Source organism: Polaribacter sp. Hel1_33_78, from assembly GCF_900106075.1.
GTDB lineage: Bacteria > Bacteroidota > Bacteroidia > Flavobacteriales > Flavobacteriaceae > Polaribacter.
Genome location: NZ_LT629794.1, coordinates 248,576 through 267,684, shown reverse-complemented (window position 1 = coordinate 267,684; position 19,109 = coordinate 248,576). Strand labels below are relative to the sequence as shown.

The following is a 19,109-nucleotide window of genomic DNA, read 5'->3' as shown; positions in this document are numbered from 1 at the left end:
GATGAAGATGAAATTTTACATATCAATATTTATAAGCTTATTATCACTTTCAATTCTAGCACAAGAGGCAGAATTAAAAGTGAAAGTGAGTAAAAATAAACTAGGTTTAAACCAACGTTTACGAATAGAATTTTCTGTTAACAAGCAAGGTGCAGATAATTTTACGCCTCCAGACTTTAAAGACTTTAGAGTCATTCAAGGACCAAGTCAATCTGTAAGTCAATCTTGGATAAATGGAAAGGTTAGTTTTTCTCAATCATACTCTTATATACTAAAACCAAAGAGAAGAGGTGAGCTTATTATAAGTCCTGCAAACATTAAATACAGAGGAAAAACTTTGAATTCGAAAATGATGAAAATCGTTGTTTTGAATCCAGTGGAAATACCTGACAATCCTAATGACCCAAATTACATAGCACAACAAAACATACATTTAGTTGCAGAAACCTCTAAATCTAGACCTTTTGTTGGAGAAGGAATTTATGTGGAATATAGGTTGTATGTTAGCGAAAACGTGAGTGTTTTCGATACTTCTGTAACAGAAGCTCCGCAATATAATGGCTTTTGGAATCAAGAAATTAAAATAAATGGTTTCCCTGTAAAAATGGGAAAATACAATGGTGAAAACTACAGATATATTGTACTGCAAAAAGCGCTATTAATTCCTACAAAAACTGGAAAACTTACCATTGATCCTATGAAAATGGATATTGTCATTGGTGTACCAACAGGAAGAGTAGACTTTTTTGGAAATGTGATTACAAAAAACCTCAAAAAAGAATTCGCTTCTACCAAAAAAATTATTAGACCTAAAAGTCTTCCTTTAGAAAATAAACCAGAAAACTTCACAGGTGCTGTTGGAAAGTTTAAGTTTGATGTTTCGTTGAGTAAAAATGCTTTAAAAGCAAATGAATCTTCTCAAATTAAACTAACGGTCTCTGGTAAAGGAAATTTAAAATTATTTGAATTACCAACTGTAGAAACTCCTGCTGAATTAGAAAAATATCAACCAGAAAGAAAAGAAAGAGTTAGAGTTGCTGCTGATGGAATTACCGGATCAGTAACTGACACTTACACTGTAGTGCCTCAATATAAAGGAAAGTACAAAATACCAAATATTGCTTTTTCATATTTTAATCCTAACGAAAAAAAATACCAAACAATTGCTACTGAAGACTTATTTGTTGATGTATTAGAAGGCAAAGAATTGGTGACTAACAACAACTCTTTAATACAAAAAAAGACCGTAATTTCTACCGGAAAAAACTTTAGATACATTCAAACAAAAAGTGAGTTTATGACTAAAGATCGTACAGATTTTTTCAAATCGAATGTATTCTATTTATTCTTATTACTCCCTTTAATAAGTATTCCAATAGGTATTGTTATTGCTAAAAACAATGAAAAACGTAACCGAGATGTAATTGGCAGAAAACAAAGAAGAGCAGAAAGATTAGCTAAAAAATATTTATCTGAAGCACATAAACAGTTGGGTGAAAAAGAAGCTTTTTACGAATCTTTAGAACGTGCTTTGCATAATTATTTAAAGGCAAAGTTAGGAATTGAAATCGCTGATATTAGCAAAGAAAAAATAGCTCAAATTTTACAACAAAGAAATGTTGATAAGGATACTACTAAAGAATTTATAGCAGTTTTAGAACATTCGGACTTTGCACGTTACTCTCCAATAACTAATACAGAAATGAAGCAAGAATTTGAAAGAGCAAAACTAGTAATCGTCCAATTAGATAAGCAGTTGTAAGATGAAGAAAATCCTATTTTTATTATTGATAATTACTAATACAATCGCTAGTCAAACTACCAGTGAATCTTTTGCTTCTGCAAATGATTTATATAAAAATGAAAAATTTGAACAAGCTATAACTTTATATAAAAAAATAGAATTACAAGGTTTTGTTTCATCTGAATTGTATTATAATTTAGGGAATTCTTATTACAAAATTAACAAAGTAGGACCCTCAATTTATTATTATGAAAAAGCTTTAAAGTTAAATCCTTTAAATGAGGACGTAAAAAATAATTTGGTATTTGCTAAAAGATTAGCATTAGATAATATTGAAGAATTACCAAAAACAGTCTTTCAAAAGTTTAATAAAAATTATTTACAAAAGCTTTCTTACAATCAGTGGGCAATTATAGTTGTTCTTTTTTCTTTCTTAGCTAGTGTGTTCTTTTTACTTTTTTATTTTGCCATAACTCCTGCTCAAAAACGCTTTTATTTCTCCATAAGTTCATTAAGTTTTATGCTCCTGATTATTTCTTTTTTAATTACCTATCAGCAATATTCATACACTATAAATAATAAAGAAGCTATTGTTTTTGTGGAAAAAACAGAGGTAAGAAATTCACCAACTTTAAATTCTGAGGTAGTTTTCACCTTACACGAAGGCACAAAGGTTTTGGTTTTAGATTTAGTAGACGACTGGAAAAAAATTAAATTAAAAGATGGGAAATTAGGCTGGATTATTGCAGATGAAATAAAAATGTTGAGTGATTTTTAAATTTTCTTTAACAATTATTTCATAAACCTTTATTATTTTTGCCTTTTATATTCTAATACAAAAATTACTTTGAAAACAAAAATTGCGTTTTTTTTCATTATATTATTTAGCATTCTAATAGTTGCGCCTACAATACTTAGTTTTGTAGATGCTAACAAAAATGTTGCTTTTTTTCTTGAAATAAATGAAGAAGAAGAAAATAAAGGTAAAGAAGCTGCTAAGGATTTAAAAATTAAAATTTACCCTTCCGATAACTGTAGCTCTCTGTTTTTAAAAGGAATTCAAAAAAAGAAAAATATAAGTTTTACATCTAAAAACTATATTTCAGAATACCCAAAGATTACAACTCCACCTCCAGAATTCTTAGTTTAAATATCGTTTAATAAGACAAATCAATTACTATTTTTAAAACAATAAACTCTAAATTATTTATTTAGAGTAAAATCATTACGCATATGTTTAAATATATTAAAAACGATTTACCTGCAAGTATTGTAGTGTTTTTCGTCGCATTACCATTGTGCTTAGGTATTGCCTTAGCAAGTGGAGCTCCATTATTTTCAGGATTAATTGCAGGAATTATTGGAGGTATTTTAGTAGGTTCTTTAAGTGGGTCTAAAATAGGAGTAAGTGGACCTGCAGCAGGTTTAGCCGCAATTGTACTAACAGCAATTGGTTCTTTAGGAGGTTATGAGAACTTTCTAGTCGCAGTTGTATTAGGTGGTATTATTCAACTAATTTTTGGTTTCCTAAAAGCAGGAATTATTGGATATTATTTTCCTTCATCCGTCATAAAAGGAATGTTAACTGGAATTGGAATTATTATTATTTTAAAACAAATACCACACTTTTTTGGGTATAACACAAATCCTGAAGGAGATTTCGCCTTCTTTCAAATGGATGGTGAAAATACATTTTCAGAAATTTTTAAAACCATTAATAATATTAGTTTAGGTTCTACGATTGTTGGCTTTATTGGTTTAGGTTTATTATTACTATGGAGTGCTGTTTTATCAAAAAAAGGTAAAATATTTCAATTAATTCAAGGTCCTTTAGTTGCAGTTGTTGCAGGAATCATATATTATTTTGTTACAGATCAAAACTCTAAATATGGAATTAGTCCCTCTAATTTGGTTAGTGTTCCTGTCCCTGATAATTTAGATTCGTTTATAGGTCAATTTAGTTTCCCTAACTTCAGTGCAATTACAAATCCAGAAATTTGGGTTGTAGCTTTTACCATTGCTTTGGTCGCAAGTTTAGAAACATTGTTATGTACTGAGGCAACAGACAAATTAGACCCTCACAAAAATGTAACACCTACAAACAGAGAATTGCTTGCACAAGGGACAGGAAACATTATTTCTGGCCTTATCGGCGGATTGCCTATTACACAGGTAATCGTTAGAAGTTCAGCCAATATTCAATCGGGAGGAAGAACAAAAATGTCTGCAATTATACACGGATTTCTTCTGTTAATTTCTGTTATTTTAATTCCTACATTATTAAATAAGATTCCCCTTTCTGTACTAGCTGCTATTTTACTTATTGTGGGCTATAACTTGGCAAAACCTGCTTTATTTGTACAAATGTACAAAGTGGGATGGAAACAATTTCTTCCTTTTACGGTAACGGTTTTCGGTATTGTTTTTACAGATTTATTAATCGGTATAGGTATGGGGTTAGCAGTAGGAATTGTAGTAATTCTTATAAAAAGTTTTCAAAACTCTCATTTTTTACATATTGAGGATAAGAGCAATGGCAAACATAAAATAAAAATGACACTAGCAGAAGAAGTTACTTTCTTTAACAAAGGAGCTATTTTAAAAGAATTAGATAGCCTTCCGAGAGAAACCTATTTAGAATTAGATGTAAGAAAAACAAGGTATTTAGATAATGATATCATTGAAATTCTTGAAGACTTTGCTTTTAAAGCTAAAGAAAGAGACATCGATATTAAATTAGTTTCTGAAAGAGGTATTACAGAAAATCCATCAAGTTATATTGAGTTTTTCGAATTAAGACCTAAAACTGCCTAAAATATAAATATGATGGAAAAGAGCCAATACAAAATATTAGTGCTATCAGATTTAACGAAATCTACCACTTCTACGTTAAGAAGTAGTGCGAGTTTAGCTAAAATGATAGATGGAAATGTTGAGTTTTTCTGTGTAAAAAAACCAACAGATATTGTTGAAAAAGAAAATCAATTATCAGCAATAAGAACCATAAACCAAAAATATAATATTACTGGTAAAGAAATTGAAAAGATTGTAAAACCCATTTCTGAAACTTATAATGTAGCCATAAAGTATAATCATACATTTGGGAATCTTAAAAATGAAATTCGTAATTATATATCAATTCACGAGCCAGATATCATTGTTTTAGGAAGGAGAAAATCAAAAATATTAGGCATACTCGGTGATAATATTACTGACTTTATTCTAAAAATATTTGATGGGATTGTTATGATTGTATCCGAGAAAAATGAATTAACTATTTCTGATCAATTATCCATAGGAATTCTGAACGAATCGAAACAATCAAAAAGCAAAGATTTTATAGAAAGTTTAATTTCTGTATCTAAAACTCCACCAAAAGTTTTTAAAATATCTGAAGACAGTAATTTAGAAAAAAATAGTTCCTATTTTTCTACAAAACCTATTGAGTATGTTTTTGAAAAAGGAGCGAATGCTTTGCAAAATATTGCAAATTATTCAGCGAAAAGCAAAACAAATTTAGTGTTGCTTGATAGAAATAAAAATCAAAATAATTATACTTTAAAAGAGGCTATCAATAATTTTAATTGCTCTCTTATACTAACAAACTAAACAATATGAAAGCTCATACAAAAGAAACACAGATGTCAATTTCACCAGAAAAAGCAGTTCACCTTTTAAAAGAAGGTAACAACCGTTTCATAGAAAATAAGACAATAAGTAGAGATTTATTAGACCAAGTTAAGGATACAAGTATAGGTCAATTTCCTTTTGCAACAATTTTAAGCTGTATTGATTCACGAGTATCCTCAGAGCTGATTTTTGATCAAGGGATTGGAGATATTTTTAGCGCCAGAGTAGCAGGAAACTTTGTTAACGAAGATATTTTAGGAAGTATGGAGTTCGCTTGTAAATTAGCAGGAACTAAAGTTGTCCTAGTTTTAGGGCATACTGCTTGTGGGGCAGTAAAAGGGGCTTGTGATAATGCAAAATTAGGAAATTTAAGCGCGTTACTAAGTAAAATAAAACCTGCTGTTGAAGCTGTTACAAATCCAATAGATACTAGTTTAAGAAATTCTAGCAATATTGATTTTGTAAATACTGTTGCAGAGAAAAATGTACATATAACTATTGATAATATTCGAGCTCAAAGTCCCGTTTTAAAAGAAATGGAAGATGAAGGAGCGATTAAAATTGTTGGAGCTATGTATGATATTAAAAATGGCTCTGTAACTTTTTTTGACTAGTAAAAGTATGTTTTAATTTAAAAAAATAAAAAATCAATCTTAAAAAAATCAATCTTAATACAAGATTGATTTTTTTTTGGATTAATAAGACTACATTGTAACATCAAAATTCAAGAGATTATGAAAACTTTATTTTCAAATATAAAAGGTGATGCTTTTGGAGGTATTACGGCGGGTATAGTAGCTTTACCTCTAGCTTTAGCTTTTGGTGTTTCTAGTGGACTAGGACCAAGTGCAGGTTTGTATGGTGCTATTTTTATCAGTTTTTTTGCAGCACTTTTTGGCGGAACTAATACACAGATTTCAGGCCCAACAGCACCTATGACTGCGGTAAGCATGGTAGTTATTGCAGGAATAGTTGCTGCAAATGACGGTGATATTACTAAAGCTTTACCTGCTATTTTAACGGTATTTTTATTGGCTGGGTTCTTTCAAATTGGCCTGGGTTTAATCGGTTTAGGAAAATATATACGATACATTCCTTACCCTGTGGTTTCTGGTTTTATGACTGCAATTGGAGTGATAATTTTATTAACTCAAGTTTTACCTTCCTTAGGATACTATCCAAAAGAAGATGTAGAGTTTGTGACCAACTTTAAACCATTAGCAGAAGAAGTAATTCTCGAAAACATCTTAAAAGAAGAAGCAAAAGAAGGTATTTTAGTTTTAGAAGACTTTAGTAAAACTATAGAAAGAGGAAGTAAAATTACGCCCGAAAATATTTTAAAAGAATCACAAACTTTGGCTGCGAAAGAAACTTCTGGAGCTTTAGGGGCTATAAAAGCATTTCCTAGAGCCATACAAAACATTAATTGGTTAGAATTACTTTTATCGCTTGGAACTATTTTTATTATTTATGGTTTTAAACGGATTACCACTAAAATTCCTAGTACCCTTGTTTCCTTAATTGTTATGTCTGGGATTGCAGTTGGTTTTGGCTTAGAATATAGAACTATTCAAGAAATTCCAAGTGGAATTCCTCAAATTAAATGGGAAATATTTTCAGGATTTTCTCTCAGTAATATTACTCCGTATATTTTTACAGCTTTAACGCTATCGCTTTTGGGGGCAATTGACTCGCTGTTAACGAGTGTCGTCGCAGATAATATGACGAAGACAAAACATAAACCTAATAAAGAATTAGTTGGTCAGGGAATAGGAAATAGTATTGCTGCTTTGTTTGGCGGAATTCCTGGAGCTGGTGCAACAATAAGAACTGTAGTAAATATAAATGCTGGAGGTAAAACCAAACTTTCTGGAATGATTGCTGGTATAATGCTTTTAATAATTATGTTAGGTTTAGGGCCTGTTGCGTCTAAAATACCTGCTGCAGTTTTAGCTGGTATTTTAATTACTGTGGGTATTGGAGTAATGGATTACAAAGGTTTAAAAGCAATACCAAGTCTTCCTAGAGACATTAAATTTGGGCCCTTAAAATTAAGTTCGGAAGTCTTAATAATGATTGTAGTGTTACTACTTTCAACATTTTGGAACTTAGTGTACGCTGTCGGTATTGGTTTGATAATTGCATCTTTAATGTTTATGAAAAAGATTGGGGATTTAACAGCTGAAAGATCAGATGTGAAAACACTAAAAGAAAAATCATGGGCAGATGAAAAAGACTTCCCAAAAGCTTTTGCAGAAAAAGTATTTATCAAACACATAAAAGGCCCTTTATTCTTTGGCTCTACAAGTGATTTTCAAGCATTAGCGCAACAAATACCAGACACTGCAAAAACGGTAATAATGCGTTTAGGAAGAATGCAATATATGGATCAATCTGGCTTATATGCTATGGAGGATATGTTGCAAGATTTAAAAACTAAAAATATTGAAGTGCTTTTTGTAAACTTATTAAAGCAACCAAGATATATGATGGAACGTATAGACATCATACCCGATTTTATACCAAAAGAGCACATTTTTAAATCTTTTGACGAATGCACAAATTGGATCAAAAAAAATATAAAAAATAATCTTTAAAAAAATAATAAAATGAGAAATACAGCAATAAATAAAGAGGTACAATTAAGTTTATCACCAAAAGATGTTTTACAAGATTTATTAGAAGGGAATCTTCGTTTTATAAATAATGACTTAGAGAAAGTTGCACATTTAGATTTAGTAAAACAAACTATTTCTGGGCAATATCCAAAGGCCGTTGTGCTCTCTTGTATTGACTCTAGAGTGCCTGTAGAACAAGTTTTTGATCAAGCTGTTGGTGATGTTTTTGTAGCAAGAGTGGCAGGAAATTTTGAAAATACCGATATTTTAGGAAGTTTAGAGTACTCATGCGCTGTTGCTGGTAGTAAGTTGGTGTTTGTATTAGGTCATGAAAGTTGTGGTGCAGTAAAAGCTGCTTGTGATGGTGTAAAACTTGGCAATATTACCAGTATGTTAGATAATATTATGCCCGCAGTAAAAAAATCTTCCGAAGAAATAGAGGGAGAAAAAAACTCGTCAAACAATGATTTTGTTGCAAAAACTGTGGAAAATAATGTGCTTTTAACTATTGATAGAATTCGTGATAAAAGCGAAATTTTACGCGAATTAGAAAATAATGATAAAATTAAAATTGTTGGTGGAGTTTATTCCTTACAAACCGGTAAAGTAAATATATTGTAAAAATGAAATTTGTAAAATTTTTTACTTTAGGAGGTCTATAGATGTTTCACCATTTTCATCTTCTTTTATAATCGATGGAAATAAAGCTGGTGCAATCTGCTTTACCGGCTTATAAAGGAGAGATTCATCTAAGGTTTCTTGTTTCAGAAACGGAATTGTATTATTTACTCTTCCAAAGAAAGTGAAAATTACACTTAAAATTAATGCTATTTTTAAAATAGCAAAAACGCCTCCTAAAAGTTTATTCAACATTCCTAATGCTGTAATGTCTGCAAGTTTTGTTAAAATTTTCCCGATAAAAATGATTGCGATAACTACTAACAAAAAAGTAACCGCAAAAGCCACAATTCTGTTGGTTTCATCAGACCAATTTAAATTACTAGAGTTCAATAAATACGCCTCTAAATGGAAGGCATAATGTATTGCCACATAAACACCAGCAATAATTGCTATTAAAGAAGCAACTTCAACAAAAAGTCCTTTCATAAGTCCTCTTACAAATGCAAAAAGTAGCAAAGCAGCTATAATGATATCAAAAATATTCATTCAAAATAATTTCTTCAAACCTACATCTTTTTTTTACAATTTAAAAATGTGCATTGTATCTTTGCTCTTTAAACGTTTTTTATGGCTAAAGTGGGTAATTTAAAAGAAAAGTGGGATTTTTTAGTAGCAAAACTAACCAACGATTTCTCTGAAGGAGATGAATTAAATTTAGACGGAATCCTCTATTTAATTGGTGTACAGGAATTAGGCCAAGGTCATAGAGCTTTTAAAAAAGACGAAAAAATGAACCTTATGCACATTGCCATCTGTAAATTATTAGAATCGTATGGATATTATGAATTCGATTTTTTTGATGATGATGGTTGGCCACACTACAAATCACTTACTGAATTACCCAATTTAAAAGCCGGTGAACAAACCGTATTAATGAAAGAAGCAATTGTATCTTATTTTGAAGTTTTAGAATATTTTAAAGATTAAGTAACACTCAGTTTTCTTATCATTGTAGACAAAAATTTCGGATAAAAACGTTTCGCATACACTCCTAATTTTTCTTTTGCACCAGCAATATAAACTTCTTCTTTTTTGTTTTCAATCGCTTTTGCCATCAATTTAGCAAAATGTTTAGGGTCAATTCCATTGGCCGTCGCCACATCCATTTTTTGTTGTGGAGTTCCATTTCCTGTTAATGCATTTTTAGAAATATTCGTATTTACAAAACCTGGACAAACTAAAGTTACTGCAATATTATCTTGATGATGTTCTGCTCGTAAGCTATCAAAAAACCCATGTAAAGCATGTTTACTTGCGGCATAGCTGGAACGCAAAGGAGTTCCTATTTTACCAACAATACTTGTAGTTACTACAAAATGACCGGTTTTATTTTTGATGAAATACGGTAAAATTGCCTTTGATAAAGCTACAGTTCCTAAATAATTAATATCCATAATTCTTTTATCAACTTCAATTTGAGTGTCTTTTACAAAGGATCTTTGACTAACTCCCCCATTATTAACTAAAATATCGATTTCGCCAAAAGCCGCCAGCGCTTCATCAACCTTCGGTTGTAAATTATTATAATCTTCTAAATCTAAAACAATAATTTTTACTTTTGAAGGATCTTTACAAGCACTTTTAACTAATTCTAAATCTTCTATTTTCCTTGATGACAAAATGATTTTTGCATTTTGATTTGAGAGTTCTAGAGCCAGGGCTTTTCCAATCCCAGAAGAAGCACCAGTAATCCAAATTATTTTATCAGAAAAGTTCATGATTTCATTTTTAACATTACAATATACCTATTTTAATGCAGAAATAGTACTTTTGGTGTACTTCTTAAAAATTGATATATCAAGAATAAAACCAACATAAAATAATCATGAAAAATATTTTTACTTTTCTGCTTTTAATATCCTCAATTGCTAATGCACAATATACAGTTAAAGGAATTATGAGTCCTAAAATTGAAAAAAGTGATTGGATTATTTTATATAAACTTGAAGGGACAAAACAAATATTTGTAAACAATACTTCGATAAAAAGTGATTCTATAGATATTAATGGTAAAAAAGAATTTGCTGGTAATTTCGAATTAAAAATTCCTTCATCTGCCAAATCCGGCGCATATAGAATAAATTACAGATTAGAGGGAGCAAGTTTTGTAGATTTTTTTTACAACAAAGAAGATGTTTCCTTTGTTTTTAACCCTGATTATCCAGAACAATCTATTGATTTTTTAGAATCATCAGAAAACAAGTTGTTTAATGAGTATATAGAAACTATTTCTATAGCACAACAGCAGGTAGACTCTATCCAAGTCGCCGTATTACAAAACCCAAATTTAGATTTAAAAAGTCATTACAAAAAAGCAAAGAAAAACGTAGATTCTATTCAAAACAAATTTATAGATATTTCTAAAAAAAAATATGTTGCTCCCTTTATAAAAGCTAATTTACGCAGTAACCCAAAAGGAGTTTTGACCTCTGTAAATGATTATATGTCAAACTTAAAAAACTCCTACTTTAATGCTCTAGATTTTTCTAATAAGACGTTAATGAATTCTTCTTTTTTAACGAATAAAATTTTAGAATATGTATTTTACATCAATTTTTCTGATGACAAAAAAACCCAGCAAAAATTATTTAAACAATCTCTAGAAACGGTAATTTCTAAGATTGACAGTCAATCTTATAAAAAAGATGTAATTGAGTTTTTAATAGAAGAATTTGAAGCTTCTAAAAACTTAGAAATCATAGATTATCTATTTGATAATTATTACAATAAGCTTCCAGAAAATTTACAAGATAAAAAGTTTAAATCTGAAAAAGTAGCTTTATTTATAACAGAAGTTGGCAGAATTGCTCCTGATTTTTCTTGGAAAGAAAATGATAAAACCTTCAACCTTTCTACTTTAAATGATGCGGAAAATTATGTGTTGGTTTTTTGGAGTACAAGTTGTTCTCATTGTTTACGTGAAATCCCTTTATTGCATTCTTACATGGAAAACAAAAAGAATATAAAAGTAATTGCTTTTGCCTTAGAAGATGACTCTTTTGTTTGGGAAAATTACTCTAAAACAAATCTTTTAGGGTGGCATAATGTGTTAGGTTTAAATAAATGGCAAAATAAAATTTCAAGAACCTATCAAGTTTCTTCTACACCAAGTTATTTTGTTTTAGATAAGAATAAAAAAATTATTGCAAAGCCAAATGAAATAAAAGATGTAAAAGCATTTTTTGATAAAAATTAATTATCAAAAATGAAGAAAAGCATCCTCTAAATGCTCAATTTTTGTTTCCTTTTTTTGATGAATGATTGCAATGATATCAAAACGCACTTCAACATCTAAATCCTTTTCAACCACATAATTGTCAATAGCAGAAAGCAATAATTTTATTTTCTTAGGATTTACAAAATCTTGTGGATTTCCAAAATAAGTTGTACTTCTTGTTTTTACCTCAACAACGGCTAAAACATCTTTTTTTTGAGCAATAATATCCACTTCTGCCTTTTGAAAGCGATAATTTTTTTCTAGGATTTTGTACTCGTTTTTAAGTAAAAAAGCTATTGCTAGTTGTTCTCCTTTCTTGCCTAATTCATTATGGTCTGCCATTTTATTTTTTAAAAATAATTGAAGATTGTTGACCATCACTCCCTACTGTTAGCTCAATCTTTCTGCCAAAAATCAAGGCTCTATTATCTAATTCATGACCCGCAGGAAAATCAAATAAAACAGGAATATCTTTTGGTAAAACATCCAAAATTAACTGTTCAATGGAACTTCCCCAAGCAGTAGTATTCTTCTTCACTTTTGTCATATCTCCAACAATAACAGCTTTTACTTGTGTAAAATATTTAGCTCTTTTTAAACTTTGTAACATTCTATCAATAGCATATTTATACTCACCAATTTCCTCAATAAATAATATTTTATCCTCAGTATTTAACTGACTTTGAGAACCTAACATTGATGACAGAATCGCCAAATTCCCTCCAATAACTTGCCCCTCTACGGCGTTGAATGGACTTCGCGAATAAACACTTCTATTGTACTTTGATGAAGCAATTGTATACGAAAGATCGTCTCCAAAAATTGCTTTTTTCAAAGATGAAACCGTTTCAATGATATCTTCAAGTTCATCACTTAAACTTGTACCCATCATCCCATGAATAGATTCTACACCTAGCGTGTGAATGTGATTGTGGAAAGCAGTAATATCTGAATAACCTATTATCCATTTTGGATTTCTTTTAAACTTAGTAAAGTCTAATTTATCCAAAATTCTTACAGAGCCATAACCTCCTCTTGCTGCCCAAATTGCTTTAATGTTTTTGTTATCTAAAGCATCTTGAATGTCAATACAACGTTCATAATCTGTCCCTGAAAAATGATTATTCTGATTAAATAAATTTTTACCTAAAACCACTTTTAAGCCCCAACTTTCTGCCAATTGTTTCGCTTTTTCAATAATCTCTTGCTTGTCTTTTAAAATTCCTGCAGGCGCAACAATTGCGATTGTATCTCCTACTTGTAAATATGGAGGAGTTTTTAATTTTTCTTGTGCGATTATTGATGAAAAGGTCATCAATAATATGGTCATAAATAGGATAGGTTTTTTCAAAATAAATCTTGCTTCTTAGTTCTAACAATGTAAAATTCTAACTATTGTAAATGTATCAAATTTCAATCGGTTTTAAAACTCGGTTTTTTGTACTTTTGTCCTGCAACAATCAAACCACAAATTAAATCAAGGAAAATTCGATGAATACTCCAAAAAGATATACAATTACCGCAGCTTTACCTTACACTAATGGTCCAATTCATATTGGTCATTTAGCGGGCGTTTACGTTCCTGCAGATATTTACGCACGTTACTTGCGCTTAACAGGTAAAGATGTTGCCTACATCTGTGGCTCTGATGAACATGGTGTCGCAATACCTATGAGAGCTAAAAAAGAAGGTGTTTCTCCTCAAGATATTATCGATAAATATCACGGAATAATCAAGCAATCTTTCTCTGATTTTGGAATTTCCTTTGATAATTATTCAAGAACTTCTTCTAAAATTCATCATGAAACTGCCTCTGAATTTTTTACAAAGCTTTATAAGAATGGCGATTTTATTGAGGAAACTTCTGCACAACTATATGATGCCGAAGCGAATCAGTTTTTAGCAGATCGCTTTGTGGTGGGAACTTGCCCTAAATGTGGCTTTGAAGAAAGTTATGGAGATCAATGCGAAAACTGCGGAACCAGTCATAATGCAACAGATTTAATCAATCCAAAATCTGCTATTACCGGAAACGTACCTACTGTAAAAGAAACAAAACATTGGTTTTTACCTTTAGATAAACATGAAGCATTTTTAAGAAAATGGATTTTAGAAGGTCACAAAAAAGACTGGAAACCAAATGTTTACGGACAGGTAAAATCTTGGTTAGAAGATGGTTTAAGACCAAGAGCTGTAACTCGCGATTTAGATTGGGGAATTCCTGTTCCTTTAGAAGGTGCAGAAGGAAAAGTACTCTATGTTTGGTTTGATGCTCCTATCGGGTATATCTCATCCACCAAAGAATGGGCTGCACGAGAAGGAAAAAACTGGGAAGACTATTGGAAAAAAGACGATACTAAATTAGTGCACTTTATAGGGAAAGACAATATTGTTTTTCACTGTATTATTTTTCCATCGATGCTAAAAGCGCACGGAGATTATATTTTACCTGAAAATGTGCCTGCAAATGAGTTCTTAAATTTAGAAGGAAATAAATTATCGACTTCTAAAAATTGGGCCGTTTGGTTGCACGAATATTTAAAAGAATTTCCAAATCAACAAGATGTGTTGCGGTATACCTTAACTGCAAATGCTCCAGAGAGTAAAGACAACGATTTTACTTGGAAAGATTTTCAAGCAAAAAACAACAACGAATTAGTTGCTATTTTTGGTAATTTTATTAACCGAGTGGTTGTTCTAACAAATAAATATTACAATGGAATTGTTCCAGCTCCAAATGATTTTACAGAGGTAGATGAAGACGTTTTAGCGGCTGTAAAAGAATTTCCAAATATTATTGGAAAATCAATTGAAAGATATCGTTTTAGAGAAGCATCTCAAGAATTAATGAACTTGGCAAGACTTGGAAATAAATATTTAGCGGATGAAGAACCTTGGAAAGTGATAAAATTGGATGAGGAACGCGTAAAAACAATTATGTTTATTGCTTTACAAATCTCTTCAGCACTAGCAATATTGTCCGAGCCATTTCTACCCTTTACCTCAACAAAATTAAAAAATATTTTAAATGTTGATAAAAAATTGTCTTGGAAAAACGTTACTGAAACAGCTATTTTATTGCCAGCAGGTCATCAAATAAACAAAGCTGAATTATTGTTTTCTAAAATTGAAGACAAAGCTATTCAAGCGCAAGTCGAAAAATTGCAAGCAACTAAAATTGCCAACGAACAAGAAAACAAGGTTATAGAACCGCAAAAAGAAACCATAGATTTTGAAGATTTCACCAAACTAGATATTAGAATTGGAACGATTTTAGAAGCCGAAAAAGTAGTAAAAACAAAGAAGCTCTTAAAATTAAAGGTTGATGTTGGTATTGATACAAGAACCATTGTTTCTGGAATTGCCGAAAGTTTCTCACCGGAAGATATTATCGGTCAACAAGTGTCTGTACTCGTAAACTTAGCGCCAAGAAGAATTAGAGGGGTAGAAAGCCAAGGAATGATTTTAATGACAGATACACCAGATGGAAAATTAGCTTTTGTTGAGCCGGAAAAGGCAGTTAAAAACGGACAAGAAGTTAGTTAATGCTAAAAATAGCATTCCATCCAATTTACAAACACGAGCTGCCAGTAGGTCATCGTTTTCCGATGGAAAAGTATGATCTGTTGCCACAGCAATTAATTTATGAAGGAACCTGTGTAGAAGAAAATTTCTTCGAGCCTAAAATTCCGAATAACAAACATTTCTTTACTGTTCATGACCCAGAATATTTTTTCGATTTATTAAATATTACACTCTCACAAAAAGCAGCTAGAAAAATTGGTTTTCCGCTTTCTGAAGTGCTCGTCGCAAGAGAAATGATTATTGCAGATGGAACAATAAAAGCCTCTGAATTTGCACTAAAAAACGGAATTGCAATGAATATTGCTGGCGGAACCCATCATGCATTTTCAAATCGTGGAGAAGCTTTTTGTATGTTAAACGACCAAGCAATTGGTGCAAGATACTTGCAACAAAAAGGATTAGTGAAGAAGATTCTAATTGTAGATTTAGATGTACATCAAGGAAACGGAACTGCAGAAATTTTTAAAAATGACACTTCCGTTTTTACCTTTTCTATGCACGGAAAAAGTAATTATCCTTTTATAAAAGAAACGAGTGATTTAGATATTGCTTTAGAAAATGACACAAAAGACAACGAATATTTATCCATTTTAAAAGAAACCCTTCCAAAGCTCATCAATCAAGAAAAACCAGATTTCATCTATTATTTATGTGGTGTTGATGTTATTGAAACTGATAAATTAGGTAAATTAGGGCTAACCATCGCAGGCTGTAAAGAGCGAGACAAATTCGTTTTACAAACGTCTTTCGATTTAAAAATTCCGGTGATGTGTTCTATGGGCGGAGGTTACTCTAAAGATATAAATATTATTGTAAATGCGCACGCTAATACTTTTAGGTTAGCACAAGAAATTTATTTTTAAATTAACCTAGAACATTCCTCTTTTTTAATTCTTTTACAAAAGGCTGCTTATACATTCTTTTTCCTAAAGCTGCATTAATCGCATTCGAAACTGCACCTCCTGCAGGCGGTAACCCAGGCTCTCCTAGACCGGTGGGCGATAAATTATTTTTCACAAAATGAACCTCAACTTGAGGAGTTTCATTCATTCTAATTAATCTATATGAATCAAAATTTTCGTATTCGGGTTTTCCATTTTTAAAAGAGAAATCAGCATACATTGCATGTCCTATTCCATCTAAAACTCCTCCTTCAACTTGGTTTCTTGCGCCTGATGGATTTACGACAACCCCGCAATCCACAGCGACTATGACTTTTTTAATAATTGGCAAACCATTTTTTAATTCGATTTCTGCAATTTCTGCAACATGTGTATTATGACTATAATAGGCTGCAAAACCTTGATAAACTCCTTCAGGTGTTTTACCCCAGTTTGCTTTTTCTCTTACTAATTTAATGGTATCTTCCATCCTTTGACCAGAATATTCTATTCTTTTATCATCAGTCTCTTTTACATTTTTTAATAAATCTATCCGTAATTGAATTGGATCTACATTTAATTCTATTGCTAATTCATCAAAGAAACTTTGTTCTGCAAATGCCAAGAAATTGGTGTAGGGCGCTCTCCATGCTCCTGTTGTAATATTACTTTTATAATTACCTGTTTCAACTTTGTAATTAGGAATGCATCCTGCAGGAAAAAAATTAGGTATTGAGCCATACATATTGCTACCAATAGCCGCTTCTTTTAAATGATAACTAGTAACTTTTCCATCTTTTAAAGCAGCTTTTATTCTATATTTTACAGAAGGTTTGTAAATACCTGTTGTCATATCATCTTCTCTTGTAGAGATTAATTTAACCGGTTTTTTAATTACAGCTGATATTTCTGCAGCTTCATACACAAAATCTCCATATAACCTTCTACCAAAACCACCGCCCATTCTAGTCATTTCTAAATGAACATTATTTGCATCATAACCCAACATATCTGCTACAACTGCTGCTGCATATTCGGGTGTTTGAACAGGGCCAACTAAATGAATTTTATCTGCAGTGACATCTGCATAAAAATTCATTGGTTCCATACAATTGTGAGGTAAAAAAGGCGAGTGATACGTTTTTTCAACAACTTTATCCGCAGTTGAAAATGCTTTTTCAACATTACCATCCTCACGTCTAATATTCGATTTTTTAGTGTCTAGAATTTTTGTCAAAATATTATTGTGATCTTCTGTTGATTCTAATTTAGTATCATCTAACCAAATTGCGGAAAGTGCTTTTTTACCCTTAATTGCCGCCCAAGTATTTTCTGCAATTACAACAACTTTATCTGTTTCAGACAATTTAAATGTCCAGTTCTTCTTACCCAACTGGATATACTTTCTTACTTTTTCGCCAATTGTTATAACATCTAAAACACCATTAATTTTCTTTGCTTCAGAAGCATCAAAACTTTCCAATTTTTGTCCAAAAATTGGTGGTCTTAAAACAGAAGCATATACCATTCCTTCTGCCTTATAATCCAAGCCAAAAAGTGGTTTCCCAAAAATAATTTTATCCATATCTACATTAACAATTTCTTGCCCAATTATAGTATAATCTTTAATTTCTTTTAGTTTTACGTCTTCAGGAACTTCCAATAACGCTGCTTCTTTTACAACTTCGCCATAACCAAGTTTATCACCATTTGCATTTGTTATAATTCCTTTTGATGCTTTGCAAGTTGATGCATCTACATTCCATTTTATGGCAGCAGCATTTACTAACATTTGTTTGGCAGTTGCTCCCGTTTGTCTAAAAGCATCCCAACTTGAACGTATTGATTGACTTCCTCCTGCGATTTGTCTTTTAAAATTTTTGGTATCTAATACCCCTTGAATTACACTAACTTTGCTCCATTCCACATCTAATTCTTCTGCAATAATCATAGGCATTGATGTTTTTACACCTTGACCAATTTCTGGATTTGGAGAAAAAATAGTGATATAACCATCATTAGAAATTTTTATAAAAGCATTAAAATCATTGAAATTTAAACTTTCAATATCTACAGGCATTACTGCCTCTGGCTTGCATGCTGTGAGCAAATTAAAACCAATTAACATTCCACCACTTGCTAAAATCGAAGTTTTTAAGAAATTTCTTCTGCTAAAATTATCTATTTTTTGAGATTTCATTTTTGAGTAGTTTCGTTAATTAAGACATTTTTTCTACAGCAACTTTTACCGCTCTTTCAATTCTATTATAAGACGCACATCTACAAATATTTCCATGCATTGCTACTCTAATTTCTTCTTCTGAAGGATTTTTATTCTCCTTCAAGAATGCTGTTGCCGTCATAATTTGTCCTGCTTGGCAATAACCACATTGTGGCACGTCAAGTTCTTTCCAAGCTTCTTGTACCGGGTGTTTACCATCGTCAGACAAACCTTCGATTGTAGTAATTTTTGCATCCTCTATGATAGAAACTTGCATTTGGCAACTTCTTGTGGCAACTCCATCTAAATGAACAGTGCAAGCACCACATTGTGCAATTCCACAACCAAATTTAGTACCTACTAAGTTAAGTTCATCTCTTAAAACCCATAACAGAGGTGTATCCGCATCTGCCGTTACAAAGCGTTCTTTTCCGTTGACATGTATCGTGTAGTTAGACATAGAGAGTAATTTTATATTGATGTTGAAAGTTACAAAATTTATTTCTTCTTTATTCTAACCTACAAATAGTTT

18 protein-coding genes are annotated in these 19,109 nt (G+C 31.2%); 12 read left to right on the top strand and 6 right to left on the bottom strand.

Going from position 1 to position 19,109, the window contains the following annotated elements:
• Positions 1 to 7: 7 nt before the first annotated feature.
• The 8 genes from BLT88_RS01310 to BLT88_RS01275 all read left to right on the top strand — a co-directional run bounded on the left by BLT88_RS01310 (position 8) and on the right by BLT88_RS01275 (position 8,613).
• Positions 8 to 1,762: a BatD family protein gene (locus BLT88_RS01310; protein WP_231960042.1), complete on the top strand. Its 1,755-nt coding sequence runs from the start codon at positions 8 to 10 to the stop codon at positions 1,760 to 1,762.
• 1 nt (position 1,763) lies between these two features.
• Positions 1,764 to 2,522 (top strand): tetratricopeptide repeat protein, encoded by a 759-nt coding sequence (locus tag BLT88_RS01305; RefSeq protein ID WP_091952495.1) that lies wholly within the window; start codon positions 1,764 to 1,766, stop codon positions 2,520 to 2,522.
• Positions 2,523 to 2,591: 69 nt separating this feature from the next.
• Positions 2,592 to 2,894, top strand: a complete 303-nt coding sequence (locus BLT88_RS01300) for a hypothetical protein (RefSeq protein ID WP_036784297.1) — start codon at positions 2,592 to 2,594, stop codon at positions 2,892 to 2,894.
• Positions 2,895 to 2,977: 83 nt separating this feature from the next.
• A complete protein-coding gene (locus BLT88_RS01295) occupies positions 2,978 to 4,558 on the top strand; it encodes a SulP family inorganic anion transporter (protein WP_091952493.1) in 1,581 nt (526 codons plus the stop codon).
• A 12-nt stretch (positions 4,559 to 4,570) separates the two neighbouring features.
• On the top strand, positions 4,571 to 5,353 hold the full coding sequence (locus BLT88_RS01290; protein WP_157691102.1) for a universal stress protein: 783 nt from the start codon (positions 4,571 to 4,573) through the stop codon (positions 5,351 to 5,353).
• Between the two features lie 5 nt (positions 5,354 to 5,358).
• Entirely contained in the window at positions 5,359 to 5,988 is a 630-nt protein-coding gene (locus BLT88_RS01285; protein WP_091952490.1) for a carbonic anhydrase family protein, read from the top strand.
• A 120-nt stretch (positions 5,989 to 6,108) separates the two neighbouring features.
• Complete coding sequence (locus tag BLT88_RS01280) at positions 6,109 to 7,971, top strand: SulP family inorganic anion transporter (RefSeq protein ID WP_091952488.1); 1,863 nt, start codon at positions 6,109 to 6,111, stop codon at positions 7,969 to 7,971.
• A gap of 12 nt (positions 7,972 to 7,983) precedes the next feature.
• The gene (locus BLT88_RS01275) at positions 7,984 to 8,613 is read left to right on the top strand and encodes a carbonic anhydrase family protein (protein ID WP_091952486.1); all 630 of its coding nucleotides are present in this window, start codon (positions 7,984 to 7,986) and stop codon (positions 8,611 to 8,613) included.
• Between the two features lie 21 nt (positions 8,614 to 8,634).
• Here BLT88_RS01275 and BLT88_RS01270 read toward each other — a convergent pair whose 3' ends face one another.
• Positions 8,635 to 9,159, bottom strand: coding sequence for a CvpA family protein (locus BLT88_RS01270; RefSeq protein ID WP_091952484.1), 525 nt, complete (start codon positions 9,157 to 9,159; stop codon positions 8,635 to 8,637).
• An 81-nt stretch (positions 9,160 to 9,240) separates the two neighbouring features.
• Here BLT88_RS01270 and BLT88_RS01265 point away from each other — a divergent pair, with 81 nt between their 5' ends.
• Positions 9,241 to 9,600 (top strand): hypothetical protein, encoded by a 360-nt coding sequence (locus tag BLT88_RS01265; protein ID WP_091952472.1) that lies wholly within the window; start codon positions 9,241 to 9,243, stop codon positions 9,598 to 9,600.
• Here BLT88_RS01265 and BLT88_RS01260 read toward each other — a convergent pair.
• A complete protein-coding gene (locus BLT88_RS01260) occupies positions 9,597 to 10,391 on the bottom strand; it encodes an SDR family oxidoreductase (RefSeq protein WP_091952470.1) in 795 nt (264 codons plus the stop codon). The two genes, BLT88_RS01265 and BLT88_RS01260, sit on opposite strands and share 4 nt — an antisense overlap.
• Before the next feature lie 107 nt (positions 10,392 to 10,498).
• Here BLT88_RS01260 and BLT88_RS01255 point away from each other — a divergent pair, with 107 nt between their 5' ends.
• Positions 10,499 to 11,869 carry a thioredoxin family protein gene (locus BLT88_RS01255; protein ID WP_231960041.1) on the top strand — a complete coding sequence of 457 codons (1,371 nt, stop codon included), beginning with the start codon at positions 10,499 to 10,501 and terminating at the stop codon, positions 11,867 to 11,869.
• 3 nt (positions 11,870 to 11,872) lie between these two features.
• On the opposite strand, the gene BLT88_RS01250 is transcribed toward BLT88_RS01255, so the two are convergent.
• Both BLT88_RS01250 and BLT88_RS01245 read right to left on the bottom strand, forming a co-directional pair.
• On the bottom strand, positions 11,873 to 12,232 hold the full coding sequence (locus tag BLT88_RS01250) for a YraN family protein (protein ID WP_091955601.1): 360 nt from the start codon (positions 12,230 to 12,232) through the stop codon (positions 11,873 to 11,875).
• A gap of 1 nt (position 12,233) precedes the next feature.
• Entirely contained in the window at positions 12,234 to 13,220 is a 987-nt protein-coding gene (locus BLT88_RS01245; RefSeq protein ID WP_231960038.1) for an LD-carboxypeptidase, read from the bottom strand.
• A gap of 161 nt (positions 13,221 to 13,381) precedes the next feature.
• Here BLT88_RS01245 and metG point away from each other — a divergent pair, with 161 nt between their 5' ends.
• Both metG and BLT88_RS01235 read left to right on the top strand, forming a co-directional pair.
• Positions 13,382 to 15,436 carry a methionine--tRNA ligase gene (gene metG, locus BLT88_RS01240; RefSeq protein ID WP_091952464.1) on the top strand — a complete coding sequence of 685 codons (2,055 nt, stop codon included), beginning with the start codon at positions 13,382 to 13,384 and terminating at the stop codon, positions 15,434 to 15,436.
• Positions 15,436 to 16,338 (top strand): histone deacetylase, encoded by a 903-nt coding sequence (locus BLT88_RS01235; protein WP_036784325.1) that lies wholly within the window; start codon positions 15,436 to 15,438, stop codon positions 16,336 to 16,338. The genes metG and BLT88_RS01235 overlap by 1 nt, the downstream gene beginning before the upstream one ends.
• A gap of 1 nt (position 16,339) precedes the next feature.
• Here the strand turns inward: BLT88_RS01235 and BLT88_RS01230 are convergent, their stop codons facing one another.
• Positions 16,340 to 18,556: a xanthine dehydrogenase family protein molybdopterin-binding subunit gene (locus tag BLT88_RS01230; RefSeq protein ID WP_091952462.1), complete on the bottom strand. Its 2,217-nt coding sequence runs from the start codon at positions 18,554 to 18,556 to the stop codon at positions 16,340 to 16,342.
• Between the two features lie 19 nt (positions 18,557 to 18,575).
• Positions 18,576 to 19,037, bottom strand: a complete 462-nt coding sequence (locus BLT88_RS01225; protein WP_091952461.1) for a (2Fe-2S)-binding protein — start codon at positions 19,035 to 19,037, stop codon at positions 18,576 to 18,578.
• Positions 19,038 to 19,109 lie beyond the last annotated feature (72 nt).